At 67.4% G+C, this 17474-nt stretch carries 19 protein-coding genes and 1 tRNA gene; 7 read left to right on the top strand and 13 right to left on the bottom strand.

The features are described 5' to 3' along the window. Positions 1–24: 24 nt before the first annotated feature. The 9 genes from GTH22_RS03575 to GTH22_RS03540 form a co-directional block, all read right to left on the bottom strand. Complete coding sequence (locus tag GTH22_RS03575) at positions 25–345, bottom strand: hypothetical protein (protein ID WP_252943245.1); 321 nt, start codon at positions 343–345, stop codon at positions 25–27. Beyond that, the gene (locus GTH22_RS03570) at positions 342–1037 is read right to left on the bottom strand and encodes a flavodoxin family protein (protein ID WP_252943243.1); all 696 of its coding nucleotides are present in this window, start codon (positions 1035–1037) and stop codon (positions 342–344) included. Before GTH22_RS03570 ends, GTH22_RS03575 begins: the two co-directional genes overlap by 4 nt. Continuing rightward, positions 1037–2197, bottom strand: a complete 1161-nt coding sequence (locus tag GTH22_RS03565) for an acyl-CoA dehydrogenase family protein (RefSeq protein WP_252943241.1) — start codon at positions 2195–2197, stop codon at positions 1037–1039. Before GTH22_RS03565 ends, GTH22_RS03570 begins: the two co-directional genes overlap by 1 nt. 153 nt (positions 2198–2350) lie before the next feature. Beyond that, entirely contained in the window at positions 2351–2617 is a 267-nt protein-coding gene (locus GTH22_RS03560; RefSeq protein WP_252943239.1) for a hypothetical protein, read from the bottom strand. Continuing rightward, a complete protein-coding gene (locus GTH22_RS22235) occupies positions 2524–2910 on the bottom strand; it encodes an SH3 domain-containing protein (protein ID WP_371928381.1) in 387 nt (128 codons plus the stop codon). Before GTH22_RS22235 ends, GTH22_RS03560 begins: the two co-directional genes overlap by 94 nt. Before the next feature lie 323 nt (positions 2911–3233). Next, a complete protein-coding gene (locus GTH22_RS03555) occupies positions 3234–3830 on the bottom strand; it encodes an SH3 domain-containing protein (protein ID WP_252943237.1) in 597 nt (198 codons plus the stop codon). A gap of 145 nt (positions 3831–3975) precedes the next feature. Beyond that, positions 3976–4617: an SH3 domain-containing protein gene (locus GTH22_RS03550; protein WP_252943236.1), complete on the bottom strand. Its 642-nt coding sequence runs from the start codon at positions 4615–4617 to the stop codon at positions 3976–3978. 198 nt (positions 4618–4815) lie between these two features. Further along, positions 4816–6009, bottom strand: a complete 1194-nt coding sequence (locus tag GTH22_RS03545; protein WP_252943233.1) for a DegT/DnrJ/EryC1/StrS aminotransferase family protein — start codon at positions 6007–6009, stop codon at positions 4816–4818. 31 nt (positions 6010–6040) lie between these two features. After that, entirely contained in the window at positions 6041–6706 is a 666-nt protein-coding gene (locus GTH22_RS03540; protein WP_252943231.1) for an HAD-IA family hydrolase, read from the bottom strand. Positions 6707–6839: 133 nt separating this feature from the next. Here GTH22_RS03540 and glmU point away from each other — a divergent pair, with 133 nt between their 5' ends. The 3 genes from glmU to GTH22_RS03525 are packed head-to-tail and all read left to right on the top strand — an operon-like array spanning position 6840 to position 10709. Continuing rightward, a complete protein-coding gene (glmU, locus tag GTH22_RS03535) occupies positions 6840–8195 on the top strand; it encodes a bifunctional UDP-N-acetylglucosamine diphosphorylase/glucosamine-1-phosphate N-acetyltransferase GlmU (protein WP_252943229.1) in 1356 nt (451 codons plus the stop codon). Continuing rightward, positions 8196–10022, top strand: a complete 1827-nt coding sequence (gene glmS, locus GTH22_RS03530; protein ID WP_252943227.1) for a glutamine--fructose-6-phosphate transaminase (isomerizing) — start codon at positions 8196–8198, stop codon at positions 10020–10022. A gap of 12 nt (positions 10023–10034) precedes the next feature. After that, positions 10035–10709, top strand: a complete 675-nt coding sequence (locus GTH22_RS03525; protein WP_252943226.1) for a DNA alkylation repair protein — start codon at positions 10035–10037, stop codon at positions 10707–10709. A gap of 30 nt (positions 10710–10739) precedes the next feature. Here the strand turns inward: GTH22_RS03525 and GTH22_RS03520 are convergent, their stop codons facing one another. Further along, positions 10740–11618, bottom strand: coding sequence for an endonuclease/exonuclease/phosphatase family protein (locus tag GTH22_RS03520; RefSeq protein WP_252943224.1), 879 nt, complete (start codon positions 11616–11618; stop codon positions 10740–10742). Between the two features lie 193 nt (positions 11619–11811). Here GTH22_RS03520 and GTH22_RS03515 point away from each other — a divergent pair, with 193 nt between their 5' ends. Further along, positions 11812–12753, top strand: coding sequence for a nucleoside hydrolase (locus GTH22_RS03515; protein ID WP_252943222.1), 942 nt, complete (start codon positions 11812–11814; stop codon positions 12751–12753). Further along, entirely contained in the window at positions 12750–13208 is a 459-nt protein-coding gene (locus tag GTH22_RS03510) for a GNAT family N-acetyltransferase (protein WP_252943220.1), read from the top strand. Before GTH22_RS03515 ends, GTH22_RS03510 begins: the two co-directional genes overlap by 4 nt. Positions 13209–13225: 17 nt before the next feature. Here the strand turns inward: GTH22_RS03510 and GTH22_RS03505 are convergent, their stop codons facing one another. Further along, positions 13226–14551, bottom strand: a complete 1326-nt coding sequence (locus GTH22_RS03505) for an ATP-binding protein (RefSeq protein ID WP_252943218.1) — start codon at positions 14549–14551, stop codon at positions 13226–13228. 36 nt (positions 14552–14587) lie between these two features. Between GTH22_RS03505 and GTH22_RS03500 the strand changes: the two genes are divergently transcribed. Both GTH22_RS03500 and GTH22_RS03495 read left to right on the top strand, forming a co-directional pair. Continuing rightward, positions 14588–15493, top strand: a complete 906-nt coding sequence (locus GTH22_RS03500; protein ID WP_252943216.1) for an MBL fold metallo-hydrolase — start codon at positions 14588–14590, stop codon at positions 15491–15493. Positions 15494–15562: 69 nt separating this feature from the next. Further along, positions 15563–15637: transfer RNA gene (locus tag GTH22_RS03495), tRNA-Asn, on the top strand. A 162-nt stretch (positions 15638–15799) separates the two neighbouring features. On the opposite strand, the gene GTH22_RS03490 is transcribed toward GTH22_RS03495, so the two are convergent. Together GTH22_RS03490 and GTH22_RS03485 are read right to left on the bottom strand one after the other, a co-directional pair. Next, entirely contained in the window at positions 15800–16417 is a 618-nt protein-coding gene (locus GTH22_RS03490) for a nuclear transport factor 2 family protein (protein WP_252943215.1), read from the bottom strand. 34 nt (positions 16418–16451) lie between these two features. Then, the gene (locus GTH22_RS03485; RefSeq protein ID WP_252943214.1) at positions 16452–17240 is read right to left on the bottom strand and encodes an SDR family NAD(P)-dependent oxidoreductase; all 789 of its coding nucleotides are present in this window, start codon (positions 17238–17240) and stop codon (positions 16452–16454) included. Between the last annotated feature and the right edge of the window lie 234 nt (positions 17241–17474).

Here is a 17474-nt window from a genome sequence, read left to right as displayed (position 1 = left end):
TTTTCCTTTCTCACGCATCACGCTTCACTCGCCCCGCGCCCCGTCAAGCGCCTCTCCATAGGCCCGCGCAGTGCAGGCCTCCGCCGCCAGATCCGCCATGCAGCGCTGGCCGACCGCGAGGCTGATCCGCGCCTGAAAACTCTGCGCCAGAAACCGCATGCACCCTTCGTAATCGCCTGCCTGGCCGCAGCTCTCCAGCGCCGCCTCCACGCAGCCCTCCGCGCCGCTCCGGATGCAGCCATCATATCTGCCCACGATCTTCTCGTATGTGCCCGGCTCCTTGATACCCTGCGCGCAGAGCGGCCCGCACAGCAGCACAAAGGCAATCGTGGCGCGGATCATCATGAGCGATACTCCGGGTTGTCATGGTCGATCTCCACGCCCTCGCCCAGCTCGCGCCGGTCGTTGCCCGCATTCGGAATACCGCCCGCCAGCAGCCGCGCCAGATGCAGCAGATTCCACGCCATGATCGTGGTGTTGCGCCTTGTGAAAGCGTTGTCGAAGCCCGCCCGGCTGCCATCTTCCATCTCGTCGCCATAGCTCGGCCCCGGCCCGGCCTCGCCGATCCAGCCGCAATCGGCCTGCGGCGGAATGGTCAGCCCGAGGTGGTTGAGCGCGAAGCCAACGGTCATCGCTGCGTGCTTGATGCCGTCTTCATTGCCCGTCACCACGCAGCCCCCGACCTTGCCGTAATAGATCGACTGGCCCTTGTCGTTCAGCTCGCCTGACATGGCGTAGAGCCGCTCGATCAGCACCCGGCAGACGGAGCTTTCCTCGCCCAGCCAAAGCGGCGTGCCGACCACGAGGATATTGGCCGCCTTCACCTTCTCCCAGAGCATCGGCCAGTCGTCCCGCGCCCAGCCGTGCTCGGTCATGTCCGGGTAAACCCCCGGTGGCACCTCGTGAGAGAGCAGGTGCACATGTTCCACCTCAACCCCCTCGCCCGCAAGGATGTTGCCCACCGCGTTCAGCAACAGCTTGGTGTGGCTCTCCTCGGGGTTCTTCTTGAGTGTGGTGTTGAAGATCAGCGCGCGCATCACATCGCCCCCATCAGTTCCCGCCCCACCAGCATCCGCCGGATCTCGGAGGTGCCCGCGCCGATCTCCATCAGCTTGGCATCGCGGAACAGCCGCGCCACCGGGGCATCGGCCAGAAAGCCCGCGCCGCCCATGGCCTGCACCGCCTGATGGGCCTGCACCATGGCCTGCTCGGAGGCATAGAGGCAGCAGGCCGCCGCATCGGCGCGCGTGACCTCGCCCCGGTCGCAGGCCTTGGCGACCTCGTAGACATAGGCACGCGACGAATTCAGGGCCACGTACATGTCGGCGATCTTGCCCTGCATGAGCTGGAAGCTTCCGATGGGTTTGCCGAACTGCTTGCGCTCGGCCATGTAGGGCATCACCTCGTCGAGACATGCGGCGATGATGCCGGGGCCGATGGCGGCCAGCACCACGCGCTCGTAATCGAGGCCGCTCATCAGCACGCGCACGCCCCCGCCCTCCTCGCCCAGCACGTTCTCGAAGGGCACTTCGACATCCTCGAACACCAGCTCGGCGGTGTTGGAGCCGCGCATTCCGAGCTTGTCGAAATGCTTGGAGGTGGAAAAGCCGGTCATGGTCTTTTCGATCAGGAAGGCGGTGATGCCCTTGGAGCCCGTCTCCGGGTCGGTCTTGGCATAGACCACCAGCGTGTCGGCGTCGGGGCCGTTGGTGATCCAGTACTTGTTGCCGTTGAGGCGGTAGTGATCGTTGCGCTTTTCGGCCTTGAGCTTCATCGAGACCACGTCGGAGCCTGCCCCTGCCTCGCTCATCGCCAGCGCCCCGACCTGGGTGCCGTTCACGAGGCCAGGCAGGTACCTGGCCTTCTGCTCGGGCGAGCCGTTCAGGTTGATCTGGTTCACGCAGAGGTTGGAATGTGCCCCGTAGCTGAGCGAGACCGAGGCCGAGGCGCGGGCGATCTCCTCGACCGCGACGGCATGGGCGAGATAGCCCATGTCTGCCCCGCCGAACTCTTCGGGCACGGTCACGCCGAGAAGGCCGAGATCGCCAAGCTCGCGCCACAGCGCGGGCGGAAACGCGTTCTGGGCGTCGATGTCGCCCGCCATGGGGCGGATGCGCTCCTGCGCGAAGCGATGCACCATTTCGCGCAACGCCGCCACTTCGTCGCCGAGGTCGAACTTCAACTGTCCTGCAAACATGTGCCTGCTCCTCCCTTTATTGAACAAGCGTTCAAATAGTAGAAGAGCATTGCGAGCCGGTCAACGCCCCTTGAAAAAGAAATGAGCGGTCGGCGGAGGCCCACCGCTCGGCGCGGGGACGTGCGCTTGCAGGCAGGGCGCGCGCGGGCGGGCTCAGAAGTTGATGAGCACGCGGTAGCGCTTGCCCCGCTCCAGCACCCGCGGTGCACCATCGACGAGCAGGTAGCTGGGGCTGGCCGCATCGGCGCGGTAGAAGATGACACCGCGGGACCGGGGGTTGAAATCGAGCGTGCCGGGCGAGAGCACCGGGCCCTTGGCGTTGCGGGTCATGAAGACGGTGACGGCGCCCTGCGGGTCGACGCGATAGCTGTTTGCGCCGAGCGCCCCGGTGATCTCGGCACCCCGGATGCTGGCGGCCACGTCGGACCGGCTGGTGCCGGTTGCGCCGATGACGGTGAGGCCGGTGCTTCGGCGCAGGGCGCGGGTAGAGAGAGAGCGCCGTGGGGATGGGTGCCCTTGCTGGCGGACATGGTGGAGAGGGTGCTGCGGGGAGCCTTGGGGGCGGCGCGGAGATATTTGCGGTTGACCCAGCCGAGTCTGCCGGCGCTCTGCACCCGGCACCAGCGCGGCGTGGCGCAGTCGAGCACCTCGACCGCCTGACGCGCGCGCAGCACATGGGTGACGGGCTGGCCGGTGCCGGGACCGGCGCGCATGTTGAGGCCTGTGGAGGTGACGGCCCGGTCAGCGAATGCCGGGCTTATGGAGAGGATTCCCGCGATGAGGGCTGCGGAGGTGATTTTGGAGATCATGAATCAGGTCGCTTTCACGTTGAGCAAGCTTTACAAACTGCTCCCCTCCCGGCTTCGGACGCCTGAGCGCCCTCCTCCTGTGCCTGACCTGACTGCCTCGTTTCCTGGTTATGCTTTCAGACTATCCAACCTGCGGGGGGGCACCAGTGCGACGCCTGACATCTCAGTGGGTTACACTGCGTAACGATGCCGGTTTCGCGCAATCCGGTGCCCCGGTGCACAGGGGTTCAGCGGTTGATGAACACCGTGGTCTGGGTGCCGGGCTTCAGCACCCGGGTCTTGCCGTCGATCGTGAGATAGCTGACGTCGCTGCCCGGAACGCTGTGCACGCTCACGCCGGCTTCGCTGTCGCCCAGCGCAACGCCCTGGCCATCGCGGGGGGTGTCGGGGCCGGCGCGGCGGGTCATGTAGACGGCCACGGCGTCTTCCGGGATCTCGACCAGCGGGGCGACCTCTTGAGGCGCGTCGACCAGCGTGCCGCTGACGACGGCGGCGTCGAGTTCGGCGGCGGTGGTGTCTTCATCCGGGGTGACGGTGATGGAGGGGGCGCTCACCGGGCGAAGGATGCGGGGGCTGCCGCTCAGCTGGGTGCTGTGGGCCCAGCCGGTCTGGGAGCCGACGCGCAGGCGGCACCAGTCGGTGGCGGCGATGCAGCCCTCGACATCGGCCTGCTGGCTGGCTGGCAGGGTGCCGATGACGGCGTAGTCCATGCCCGGGCCGACGCGCAGCGCGGTATCGGAGGTGGCGGTTGCGGTGGCGGCCATGGCCGGGGCGAAGGCGGTGATGCTCAGGGCGGCGACGGCGCCGGTCATAAAGGTATTCATGGAAAAGTCCTCACTCGTTGCGGGGGCGACGGAGGACATGCCCCCGTGTGCTTTGAAGACCCAACTGCGCGAGGGGCCCCGAGGTTCCCGCAAAACAAAAGGGCGACCCGCGAGGGCCGCCCTTTCCTGCCTGATCTGCCGCGCCTTAGCGGTAGATGTAGACGATCGTCCGGTCTTCACGCACCAGCACGTCCTGGCCGTTCACGTTCAGGTAGCTGTATTCGCTTTCCGGAACGGGGTAGATCGTGACGTCTTCGGGGATGCCGGCACCGAGCACGACTTCACCGTCGAGGTAGATCGGGTCCACCGGGTTTTCGGTGACATAGGTCACGGTGCGGGTTTCGGGGGCGGGCACGGCGTTGCCGCCGGCATTGGCACCGAGCACGACGCCGGCTGCGATGGCAGCGGGGCCGCCGATGATGGTACCGAGCACGGCGCCACCGGCCACGGCACCGGCAGCGGCGCCTGCACCTTCGTTGCCACCTTCACGGGTGTAGGTGACGGTACGGGTGGTGGTCACTTTGGTGGCTTCGGTCGCGGAGCCGCTGAGGTAGCTGCGGTGCGCCCAGCCGGTCTCGCCGTTGTAGCTGATCTTGCACCATGCACCTTCTTCCATGCAGCCTTCGACTTCGGCCTGCTCGAGGCCGGGGATCACGCCGACGACGGCAAATTCAGGGCCGGGGCCTTCGCGGAAGTTGAGATCGGTGGTGGCCGTCGCTTCGGCGGCCAGCATCGGGGTGGCCGCAACGCAGAGGGCAGCGGCACTGAGGGTGAGCTTCTTGAACATCGAAAGTCTCCGTTCGTCTGTTTTGGTCCGCCGGGTCTTCTGCAAGCGATCCTCGCCGCCCGGCTGGTATGGGGCCACAACAGGCGGGAGGGCAGAAAGGTTCCGCGCCTCGGCAAAACGCAACCCAGACGCGAAAAACGCTTTTATTTCAAGGGAGAACACGTTTCAGCCAGTCACGAAACGTGAAGGAACAAAAGCCTAGCGCGCCTGGAACACGGCCCCCACCTCGGCCCGGATGATGCGGGCGATCTGCTCGCAATCGCCGATGGAGAAGGTGAGTGGCAGGCGCATGTCCATCAGCCCGGAGAGCACGCCGTCAGTCCGGGCCAGCTCGGGGCTCGGGGCGTAGCGCCAATGGGCGTAGCGCGAGGTGAAGCCGGTGGGCTCGGCGCCGCCGAACCATTTGAGCTCGACGCCGCGCTTGAGGCAGCGCTCCAGCACCTCGCCCACGGCCGCCCCGCTCCAGCCCTTCAGCAGGAACTGGATCGAGGAGCCGACGAAGCTTTCTTTCGCGGGGCGTTCGACAAGGCTCAGCCCCGGGGTGCCGCGCAGCCCCTCCTCCACCACCCGGTAGCGCTCGTTCCAGCGGGCAATCTGGCGGGGCAGCTCGCGCAGCTGGGGGCGCAGGATGGCGGCGCGCAGGTTGTCCATCCGTCCCGAGATGTTGGGCGTGTCCATGCGGTGGCGGGCAAAGACCTCGGGGCCGGGTGCGGCGGTGTGGCGCTCGTAGAGCATGTAGCTGCCCGAAAGCAGAACGGCTCGGGCGGCGATATCTTCATCGTCGCTCACCAGAAGCCCGCCCTCGCCGGAGTTCATGTGCTTGTAGGTCTGGGTCGAATAGCAGGCCACGGCGCCATGCCGCCCGCTCTGCACCCCGTTCCATGTGGCGCCCATGGTGTGGGCGCAATCCTCGACCACGGTGATGCCGGCGGAGGTGCAGATCTCCATCAGCCGGTCCATGTCGGCGATATGCCCGCGCATGTGCGACAGGAGCAGCACCCGCGCCTGCCCTGCCTTGGCAGCGAGATCGTCGAGGTCGATCACGAGGCCGTCCGTGACCTCCACGAACACCGGCTCGGCCCCGAGCGCCGCAATCGCGCCGGGCACGGGGGCGAGGGTGAAGGCATTGGTCAGCACGCGGTCGCCGGGGCGAACGCCCACGGCCCTGAGCGCCACGCCGATGGCAGAGCCGCCGCTGGCCGTGGCAAGGCAGTATCTTGCGCCGGTGAAGGCGGCGAACTCCTGCTCCAGCAGGGCCACCTCGCCCACCTCGCCGGGGGTGAGGTTGTAGCGGTGCAGCCGCCCGTGGCCGAGCACCGCCATGGCGGCCTCGATCGAGGCCTGCGGCAGCGGCTCCTGCTGGGTGAAGTTTCCGGTGAATACCTCGGTCATGGCCGCACCTTGCTCTGGCCCGCCTGCCCGGTCAATCCGCCAGAAGCCGGGTGGCCAGCTCCGGCAGATCATCGAAATGATCGAGCAGCGCCTCGGGCTCCAGCGCCTCGACCTCGCGCCCGTCTGGGCCGAAGGTGACGAGCACGCAGGGAATGCCCGCGGCGCGGGCGGTTTCGCGGTCGGTCTCGGTATCGCCGATCAGGATGCCGCGCGTGCCCCCGGCCCGCTCCACGGCGGCAAAATAGGGCGCCGGATCGGGCTTGCGCACGGGCAGCGTGTCGGCCGCGACCACCGCGCCGAAAAGCTCGCGCACCCCGAGGCTCGCCAGCAGCTTCTCGGTCTGCGCCCCCGGCTTGTTGGTGCAGACCGACACCGCATAGCCCGCCCCCCGCAACGCCTCCACCGCCTCCACCGCGCCGGGATAAAGCACCGTATGCACGTGGATGTTGGCATCGTAATGGGCGAGCAGCGTGGCAAAATCCGTTTCGACCCAGGCCTCCGCCTCCGGCCCCACCCCGGCCCGCTCGAACCCGAGCGAGAGCATCCTGCGCCCGCCCCGAAACGCCCAGCGGGCATCGGCCTGCGGGTCGAGCAGCACCCCCAGCCCGCGCGCATCAAAGCAGGCATTGGCCGCCGCGATCAGGTCCTTGCTGGTGTCGGCCAGCGTTCCATCAAGGTCAAACACCACCGTTTTCATGCGCGGCTCCTGTTACAATCCGTCACCACAAGTGAGCATGGCGCCCCTTGCCGTTCGCAGCCCCTGAGGTAGAACGGGAGCCAAGATCTCCGAAGTAAATCGGAGCAGAGCAGAATAAAAGGGGCACGGGGCCATGGGAGCCAGCCTGATAATCCTCGCAGCGGGGCAAGGCACCCGGATGCAATCGGACATGCCGAAGGTGCTGCACCGCGTCGCCCATGCACCGCTGCTGGCCCATGCCATGCAGGCCGGGGCCGCGCTGGAGCCGGAGCGCGTCGTGGTGGTGGCCGGGCATGGCGCCGAGGCCGTCGAGGCCGCCGTGGCCGAGATCGACGACAGCGCGCAGGTGGTGTTTCAGGAAGACCGGCTGGGCACCGGCCACGCGGTGCTTCAGGCCCGCGCGGCCCTGGAAGGCGCCACGGGCGATGCCATCGTGCTCTATGGCGACACGCCCTTCATCCGCCCCGAGACCCTTGCCGCGATGCTCGATGCGCGCGCCGCGCACGGCGTGGTGGTGCTGGGCTTCGAGCCTGCCGATCCGGCGAGGTATGGCCGCCTGGTCATGAACGGCGAAAGCCTTGAAGAGATTGTGGAATACAAGGACGCCAGCGCCGAGCAACGCGCCATCGGGCTTTGCAATTCCGGCGTGATCTGCGCCGATGCCGCCGAGCTGTTCACCCTGCTCGACGAGGTGACGGACGACAACGCGGCGGGCGAATACTACCTCACCGACATCGTCGCCATCGCCCGCGCGCGCGGCCTCTCCTGCGGCGTGGTGCGCTGCGCCGAAGAAGAAACCATGGGCGTGAACTCCCGCGCCGATCTGGCCGCCGCCGAGGCCGCCTTTCAGGCCCGCAAACGCGCCGAGGCGCTGGAGAATGGCGTCACCCTCACCGCCCCCGAAACCGTGCATTTCGCCTGGGACACCTGGATCGGCCGCGATGCCTCGGTCGAACCCTATGTGGTGTTCGGCCCCGGCGTGACGGTCGAAACCGGCGCCGAGATCCGCGCCTTCTCGCATCTCGAAGGCTGCCACGTGTCGAGCGGCGCACAGGTCGGCCCCTATGCCCGACTGCGCCCCGGCGCGGAACTGGGCAACAACGCGAAAGTCGGCAATTTCTGCGAGGTGAAGAACGCCGAGATCGGCGAAGGCGCCAAGGTCAACCACCTGAGCTACATCGGGGATGCCACCGTGGGCGAGGCCACCAACATCGGCGCGGGCACGATCACCTGCAACTATGATGGCGTGTTCAAGCATCATACCGAAATCGGCGCGCGGGCCTTCATCGGCTCCAACACCATGCTGGTTGCCCCGGTGCGCGTGGGCGATGAGGCCATGACCGGCTCGGGCTCCGTCATCACCTCCGATGTCGAGGCGGGTGCTCTGGCACTGGGCCGCGCGAAGCAGGTGGTAAAGCCAGGCCTTGCGCGGAAAATGTTCGAAAAGTTAAAGGCGGCGAAAGCGGCCAAGGTGAAGGACAAGAGCTAAATGTGCGGAATCGTTGGCGTTCTTGGTGATCACGAAGCGGCCCCCCTTTTGGTGGAGGCCCTCAAAAGGTTGGAATATCGCGGGTATGACTCCGCCGGTATCGCCACGGTGAACGACACGGGCAATGGCGCGGCGCTCGACCGCCGCCGCGCCGTCGGCAAGCTGGTGAACCTCTCCGACCTGTTGGTCCACGCCCCCCTCGCCGGCAAGGCCGGCATCGGCCACACCCGCTGGGCCACCCATGGCGCGGCGAACGAAACCAATGCCCACCCGCACCGCTGCGGCCCAGTTGCCGTGGTACACAACGGCATCGTCGAAAACTTCCGCGAGCTGCGCGAAGAGCTGGAAGGCCACGGCCTGAAAACCGTCACCGAAACCGACACCGAGGTGGTGGCGCTGCTCACCGAGCATTACCTGAAGCAAGGCCTCGCCCCCCGCGACGCCTGCGAGCAGGTCATCGCCCGCCTCACCGGCGCCTTTGCCCTCTGCTTCCTCTTCGAGGGCGAGGACAACCTGCTCATTGCCGCCCGCAAGGGCTCGCCGCTCGCCATCGGCCATGGCGAGGGCGAGGTATTCGTCGGCTCCGACGCCATCGCGCTGGCCCCGATGACCGACCGGATCACCTATCTCGAAGATGGTGACTGGTGCGTGCTCACCCGCCAAAGCGTTGAAATCATGGACGCAAAGGGCAACCGCGCCAATCGCCCGGTGAAGACCGTCAGCATCGACGCCAGCCAGATCGACAAGGGCGGCCACAAGCACTTCATGGCCAAGGAAATCGCCGAGCAGCCCACCGTTCTGGGCGAGGCGCTGTCGTATTACCTCACGGAGACCGGCATCAAGCTGCCCGAGCCGGGCCTCGACTTCACCAAGTTCGACCGCCTCACCATGGTCGCCTGCGGCACCGCCTTCTACGCCTGCCTGACGGCCAAATACTGGTTCGAACAGATCGCCCGCCTGCCCGTCGAGGTCGATATCGCCTCCGAGTTCCGCTACCGCGAGCCTCCGATCCCGGCCCGCACGCTCGCCCTCTTTGTCAGCCAGTCGGGCGAAACCGCCGACACCCTCGCCGCCCTGCGCTACTGCGAAGACAAGGCGATGATCGCCTCCGTGGTTAACGTGCCCGAAAGCTCCATCGCCCGCGCCTCCGACATCGCTCTGCCCATCCTCGCCGGGGCCGAGATTGGCGTGGCCTCCACCAAGGCCTTCACCTGCCAGCTTACCGTGCTGTTCCTGCTTGCTCTCAAGGCCGGGCTAGACCGGGGCACGCTGACGCCCGAGGAGGCCAGCGAACACCTCACACATCTCAAGGCCCTCCCCGGCCTCTTCAACGCCGCGCTGGCCGCCTCGCCCGAAATGGCCGCCACCGCCAAGCAACTCGCCGAAGCGCGTGACATCCTCTTCCTCGGGCGCGGCCCGCTCTACCCGCTGGCCATGGAGGGCGCGCTGAAACTGAAGGAAATCAGCTACATCCACGCCGAAGGTTACGCGTCGGGCGAGCTGAAGCACGGCCCCATCGCCCTGATCGACAAGCACACGCCGGTGGTTTTCATGGCGCCCTCCGATGGGCTTTTCGACAAGACGGTGTCGAACATGCAAGAGGTCATGGCCCGCGCCGGAAAGGTCGTGCTCGTCACCGATGCACGCGGCGCGAAAACCGCCGCCGAGGGCACATGGCGCCAGATCATCCTGCCCGAGGTCTCCCCGGCCCTCGCCCCGATCCTCTACGCCCTGCCCGCGCAGCTGCTCGCCTATCACACCGCCGTTGCCAAGGGCACCGATGTCGACCAGCCCCGCAATCTCGCCAAGTCCGTGACGGTGGAATAGAGCCACCGCCCGATGACGCTGGAAGACGCCCTCGCAACCCTCCGCGCCCTCGCCGAACCCGGCCGGGCGGAGGGCATGGCTGCCTATCACAAGCAGAACCGCGAGGTTATAGGTATCCCCAACCCGGCGCTGAACGATATCACCCAGGGCTGGCGCCAAAGCCTCACCCTGCCCGAGCGCCTCACGCTGGCCAGCGACCTCTGGCAGACCGACATCTTCGAAGCCCGTATCGCCGCCGCCAAGCTGCTCACCCAGGCCCGCATCCGCCCCGATGCCGAAGCCTGGGCGCTTATCCAGAGCTGGCTGCCCGACCTCGACTCATGGGCCATTGCCGATCACGCCATGACGGCCGGTCAGAAGCGCCTCTCCGCCGATCTTTCGCGCATCGAAGCCATCGAAGGCTGGACCACATCCGAAAGCCTCTGGACCCGCCGCGCCGCCCTTGTCGCAACCCTGCCGCTGGCCAAGAAAAGCCACCCGAAGGCGGGTGAAACCGCCGCGCGCGAGCGGGTTTTGGGCTGGGCCGAAAGCTACGTGAGCGACCCGGAATGGTTCATCCAGAAGGCTGTCGCATGGTGGCTGCGCGACCTCTCCAAGCACGACCCAGCCCGGACGGCGGCCTTTCTTGACGGCCCCGGCCAGGGGCTCAAGCCCTTCGCCCGGCGCGAGGCCGGCAAATACCTCTGAACGCGGCCCGCCGCCCCGGCACATTGCCTGTCAGGGCGCGACGAGCTCCGCCACCACCCCGAAGTGATCCGACCCGAGCAGGGGCCGGATGACCACCCGCCCGCGCCACCCCTCGGGCGCAAGAACATGGTCGATCGGCAACCAGAGCTTGCCGCCGAACTGCTCGATCGACAGTCGCGCCTTGCCCACGCGCCTGCCGCCCACGGCCTCGCCCACCCGGGCCATCGCGCCCGACCAGGGCACCATGTTGAAATCGCCGCCCATGAAGACCGGCCCCTCCAGCGCGGCAAGCTCCGGCAGCGCGCGCGCAAGATGGCCGAACTGGCCGTGCGGGGCGGGCCAGTGCAGGTGCATCGACACCAGCCAGACCGGCCCCCCCGGGCGATCCACCCGCATGCCCGCCCAACCGTAGCCACAACGCGTCTCGAGCGCGGGCCACTTCGCCAGCACCGCCTGCCCGCCCACGGCGGAAAAGGCGCAGTAATGCTGGCCCGGGTAGGCCTGGGCCACAGCATCCATAACCGCCCGGTTCTCATCATCCACCTCCTGCAGGGTGATGAAATCGGGCGAAACCTCCCCGATGTCCGCGGCGAGCGGGGCCACATCGGGCATCCGGAAGTTCATGTTCTTCTGATAGAGCACCAGCGCCGCCGTGCCGTCGGGTTCGGGCGCCCACTTGGCCCAGCCCACCGGCGCAAGCGCGGCCAGCACCAGCACCCAGAGCGCCCCGACCCAGCGCCATGTCAGCGCCCCTGCAACCCCACAGAGCGCCAGCCAGACCAGCCCGCCCAACCCGACGAAGCTGCGCGCCACCGCAAGGCTGTCCCCCCAGGCCCACCAGCGCCCGGCAAAACTCGCCCCCAGCGCCGCCAGCCCCAGCAGAACCACTGCCCGCATCACAAACCGCATGCCATCCCTCTCACCCGTCCAGAAGCGCCCCTCCTTTACCCCCGGATGCGGCCGAAGACCCGCCCTGTTCTTCATCTTGGTCCAAATATCTCCGGGGGTATGGGGGCAGCGCCCCCACCCGCTCGCCACGCGCGCGCCCCCGCACTGGACTTCCCCGCCCGAGCGCCCCACTCTCCGCCCCAAAGGAGTGCCAATGCCCCCCCGCAAGATCATCATAGACACCGACCCGGGCCAGGATGATGCCGTCGCGATTCTGCTCGCCCTCGCCTCGCCCGAGCTCGAGGTGCTCGGCATCACCACGGTGGCCGGCAACATCCCGCTTTCGCTCACCTCGTTGAATGCCCGCAAGGTGGTGGAGGTCGCAGAGCGCCGTGACATCCCCATCTATGCCGGCTGCGACGCGCCGATGAAGCAGGCGCTCACCACTGCCGAACATGTGCACGGCCAGTCCGGGCTCGACGGCTACGACCTGCCCGAGCCCGCCCTGCCGCTGCAAGACACCCACGCGGTCGATTTCATCATCGACACCCTGCGCAGCGCGCCGGCGGGCACCGTCACCCTCTGCCCGCTCGCGCCGCTGACCAACATCGCCACCGCGCTGCAGAAGGCGCCTGACATCGCGCCGAGGATCGCCGAGATCGTGCTGATGGGCGGGGCCTATTTCGAAGTGGGCAACATCACCCCGGCAGCCGAGTTCAACATCTACGTCGACCCGGAAGCGGCTGAAATCGTGTTCGGATGCGGCGCGCCGATCACCGTGATGTCGCTCGACGTCACCCACAGGCTGCTCGTCACCCCGCCCCGGGTCGAGGCCATCGCGGCGCTCGGCAACCGCACCGGCGAGGTGGTCGCGGGCTGGATCGGCTTTTTCGAGCGCTTCGACACGGCGAAATACGGCTCGCAGGGCGCCCCGCTGCACGACCCCTCGACCATCGCCTACCTGCTCGACCCCACCCTCTTCACCGGGCGGCATATCAACGTCGAGATCGAAACCCGCAGCCCCCTCACCCGCGGCATGACCGTGGCCGACTGGTGGGGCGTCTCGGACCGCCCGGCCAATGCCACCTTCATGGGAGATGTCGACGCCCCGGGCTTCTTTGCCCTGCTCACCGAGCGGCTGGCGGTGCTGCCGTGAGCGCGCAGATCCACCTCGCCGGGCCGGCGGACGCCGAGCGCGTGCTTTCCATGGTGGCCCGCTTCCACGAGGAATACGAGCTGCCCCTCTCCGACGAGCACCGCGCCGCCGCCGTGCTGCCGCTGCTGGAGGGCAACCCGCTCGGCGCGATCTACCTGATCGGCCCGCGCCGCTCGCCGGTCGGTTACATCTGCATCTGTTTCGGCTGGGCCATAGAGCTTGGCGGCATCGACGGTTTCATCGACGAGTTCTGGGTGCGCCCCTCGGTCCGGGGCCGCGGAATCGGCATGGAGGCGCTGCAAAAGCTGCTGCCCGCGCTGGCCGATGCAGGGGTGCGCTGGATGCATATGGAAGTCGACCGCGACGACGAGAAGGCGCAGCGGCTCTATGCCCGCGCCGGCTTCAAGTCTCGGGAACGCTACATGCTGATGAGCAAGGAGCTCTCTACGCCGTAGCGCCGGTGGTTGGGCCGCTAGCGGGCCAGCACCAGCTCTGCCTTCAGCCCGCCGAGGGCCTCGCTGTCGCCCAGCCGCAGGGTGCCGCCGTGGCTGCGGGCGACATCGAGAGCGATGGCCAGGCCAAGCCCCACACCGCCACCGGCATCCTGATTGCGCGCCGCGTCGAGCCGGGTGAAGGCCCGCATCGCCTCTTCGCGCCGCGCCTCCGGAATGCCCGGCCCGTCATCCTCAACGGTAAATCGCACCATCCGCTCGCCGAGGTCCAAGCTTAGTTTTGCCTTCGCCCCGTAGCGCCTTGCGTTGGAGAGCAGATTGTCGAGCGCGCGTTCGACCGACAGCACCCGCAGCGCGATTTCGGCCGCCCCCTCGCCGCGCCGCTCCACCTCCACCTCGCCCCCGGCCCGGCGCGCCTTCTCGGCCACCCGCTCGGCCAGTGCCGGCGCATCGACCGGCTCCGCCGCCTCGCCCGCCTCGGAGCGCACGAAGGCGAGAAAGCCGTCGAGCATGGCCTCCATCTCGCCGACATCGCGGGCGAGATCCTCGATCTCGGCGCCATCGGCCTCGGCCAGCGAGAGGCCCAGCTTCATCCGGGTCAGTGGCGTGCGCAGGTCGTGGCTGACGCCCGAGAGCAGCATGGTGCGCTGCGCCGTCTGCCGCTCTATCCGGGCCCGCATGTCCAGGAAGGCATGGCCCGCCGAGCGCACCTCGACCGCGCCCGCGGGCTTGTAGGGCTCGATCCGCCCGCGCCCGAAGGCCTCGGAGGCCGCCGCCAGCCGGGTGATGGGCCGCAGCTGGTTGCGCAGGTAGATGAAGGCGACCAGCGCCATCACCACGCCGACGAACCCCATCAGCACAAGGAACTGGTGCGGGTTGGAGGCACTCACCCGCCGCCGGTCGAAGCTGATTCCGAGAGGCCCGTGCCGGGTGGAGACCTGCAGCAGCACCCGCCGCGAGTTTTCCGACAGGTCGACCGCCTCCACCCCGTCGAGCCCGCCCCGAAGCTCCGAGATCACCGTGGCCCCCGACACGTCGTAGAACGGCCGGCGGAAGCCGTGCATCGCCTCGGCGGGCAAGGCGAGCTCCAACCGCAGCGCCTGTGCCAGCGGGGCCACCTGCGCCAGCGCCGCCGCCGCATCGGGCGCCGCATCCACCTCGTTGGAGAGGTAGCGCAGCTCCAGCAGCAGCGAGTCGGTCATCTGCTGGGTCACATCCTCGAAGTGGCGCTGGATGAACACCACCGAGACCACGACTTGGAGCACCACGATCGGCAGAAGCAGGATCAGGGCCGCCCGGCCGTAGATCCCCTTGGGCATCGAGCGTTTCAACCACGAAAAATCCATGCCAGAAGGTTACGGGCGGCAGGCAGGGAGCGAAAGATGCAAAGCGCAGCGGGTGAGCCGGTTGAACTCGAGCCGGGTGTGGTGCGTGTCATTGCGCCCAACCCCTCGCCGATGACCCTCTGGGGCACCAACAGCTACCTTGTGGGCGAGAGCGACCTAGCCCTGATCGACCCGGGCCCCGATGACTTCGCCCATGCCGAGGCCCTGCTGGCGGCGCTGAAGCCCGGCCAGCGGATCAGCCATATCCTCTGCACCCATTCCCACCTCGACCATTCGCCCCTCGCCGCCCGGCTTTCGGCGCGGACCGGCGCGAAGGTGCACGCCTTCGGCACCCACCTCGACGGCCGCCGCCCGGTGATGGAGGCGTTGGCGCGTTCGGGCCTTGCTGGCGGTGGCGAAGGAATCGACGCAGGCTTTGCCCCCGACATCCGCCTTGCCCACGGCACGGTGGTTTCCGGGCCGGGATGGCGGCTGACCGCGCTGCACACCCCCGGCCACATCGCCAACCACCTGAGCTTTGCCCTCGATGGCCCTGAGGGCGAGGCCGTGTTCACCGGCGATCACGTGATGGGCTGGTCGAGCTCGCTCATCAGCCCGCCCGATGGCGACGTGACCGCCTTCATGGCCTCGCTGGCGCTGCTGGGCACCCGCGACAGCCGGGTCTACTACCCCGGCCACGGCGGCCCGGTCGAGGCCCCGGCCGACCGTCTGGCCTGGCTGGCCGCGCATCGCAGGCAGCGCGAATCCCAGGTTCTGAAGGCCCTTGCGGCAGGCCCCGGCACCCCTGCGGAGCTGACCGCACGGGTCTATACCGACGTCGCCCCGGCCCTCATCCCCGCCGCCACCCGCAACATGCTCGCCCAGCTCGTGGCCCTCGTCGAAACCGCCCAGGCAACCGCCACCCCCACCCTCTCCGCCACCGCGACCTACGCCCTAGCGTAAACAGCCGAACTTTTTCCGCGAAACCCTCTGGACGCCCCCCCGACCCGTTGCTACAAGCCGCGCCAGTGTTCCGGCGTAGCTCAGCGGTAGAGCAGTTGACTGTTAATCAATTGGTCGTAGGTTCGATCCCTACCGCCGGAGCCAAAATCTCTCAATAAGATCAGAGATATAGGCAATAGGTCGCATCGGGCAGCCTTTCGCCTTTTGGTCTGAATCGCCACGGAGTCGCCACGTGGTGTCACTGCTTGACGACAAGTAGCGCTTCACTTGCCAGATGCAGCGCGCCTTCTGCGCACTGCTATCAAATCAGCGACGTGATGAATCGACTGTTCTTGCGAAGGTTGCCACGCGCGCACGATCCACGGCCAGTGGGCGGCTGTAAGACGGATCGCTCCGGTCACGAGAGGTTTGCGGACCCTCCTGCATCAGCCTCTTCACCCCGTCCGGCAGGTTCTTCACGGCGGTCATGCTTGATTGGTCCAGCGAGGCCGGAATCGCCTCGAGTGGCGCCCAGTCCCGCAGGCAGACCCGATCCGCAATCGCCCACCTGCCGTTGCGTTTCTCCAGACGGTCCAGATAACGCCCGCCCGACTGTGCCAGTGGTTTGCCATCCCGGTTCATGCCGACAAACATGTAATAGCTCTCGGTATGGGCCACCTCCCCGTCCAGATCCACGGAGACGTTGAAGATGCAATGCTGGTGCGACATATGGGTTCGGCTGTGCATGTCGATCACCCAGTCAGCAAAAGCCTCCGGCCCGCCCACGAACACGCCGTGATCGTCTACCGCGTCGTCGTGATAGACCGAGAGGATCAACTCTCGGTCCAACCTGTCCACGCCGCGCGAATAGCGCATCAGGCAATCATGAATATCCTGACGGTCCTTCAGTTCGCGCAGAGTGCGTTCGAGTTCGTCGGAGGGCATCGCCAAGTCCTTCTATCTGGGGGGTGCGGCCGGATCACGCAAGCAACCCGCCATCGACCACAAGCGTCTGGCCGGTGATCATCGAGGCGCCTTCGCTGGCCAGAAAGGCAATGACGCTGGCAATCTCGGCAGGCTCCGCGATCCGGCCCAAGGGCACCTTCGCCTCGGTCTCCGCCACGCGTTTGGGATCATTGGCCAACCGGTCGATCATCGGCGTGCGCACATATCCCGGTGCAACGCCGTTGACCCGAATGCCGTACCCGGCCCATTCGATCGCCAAGGCACGGGTCAGGTTGACCACGCCGCCCTTCGAGGCCCGGTAAGAGGGGTTCGGATTGCCGCGGCCGGTCGTCGCCGCCGACAACCCGCCAACCGAGGCCACGTTCACGATCGACCCGGCCCGACCGGCCCGGATGAGCGAGCGCGCAGCCAAGCGCGATGCCAGAAACACCGCCCCAAGGTTCACGTCCAGCACCTTGCGCCAGAGATCCATATCTTGGTCGACGCTCGGGCTGGAACGGTTCAGCGCCGCACTGTTGACCAGAATGTCGATACATCCAGACCGGGCCTCGATCCGCTCGAAGGTGTCTTCGACAGCCGCGAAGTCCGCAAGGTCCACCGGCAGCGCAGTCGCCTCTCCACCGGCCTCCAACGCCGCCGCCGCGTTCTGGCTCTCGTTGGCATCGAGATAGTAGGTCGCTGCGCCGAGCTGGCAGAACATATCCGCCGCCGCCTTGCCGATTCCGCTGGCCGCGCCGGTCACAACCACCGTCTTTCCGGCAATCGGATAGAGCTGGGCGAGAAGGTCGGAAGGCTGCTGCATCTGCATATCCTGTTGCCGCCTGCGATCACATTGATCGCAGCAGAACCCGAGGCAGTCCGGGTTGTCGCGCCGAGCTTAGAGCGCCGGTTTTCGGCGTGACCACACCGCTCTTTGCAACGTTGCGTTGCAGTTGAAATCCACCCCGTCCAGAGGCGACGAAACCGGCAAAGCAGCGTTGCAGCCTTTCGCCTCCCGGCACCGCGCGCCCTGCCGCCACGGCGCGCCAATGGACTA

The organism is Oceanicola sp. 502str15, assembly GCF_024105635.1.
In the GTDB taxonomy this organism is placed as follows: domain Bacteria; phylum Pseudomonadota; class Alphaproteobacteria; order Rhodobacterales; family Rhodobacteraceae; genus Vannielia.
This window is presented reverse-complemented; position numbering and strand designations above follow the sequence as displayed.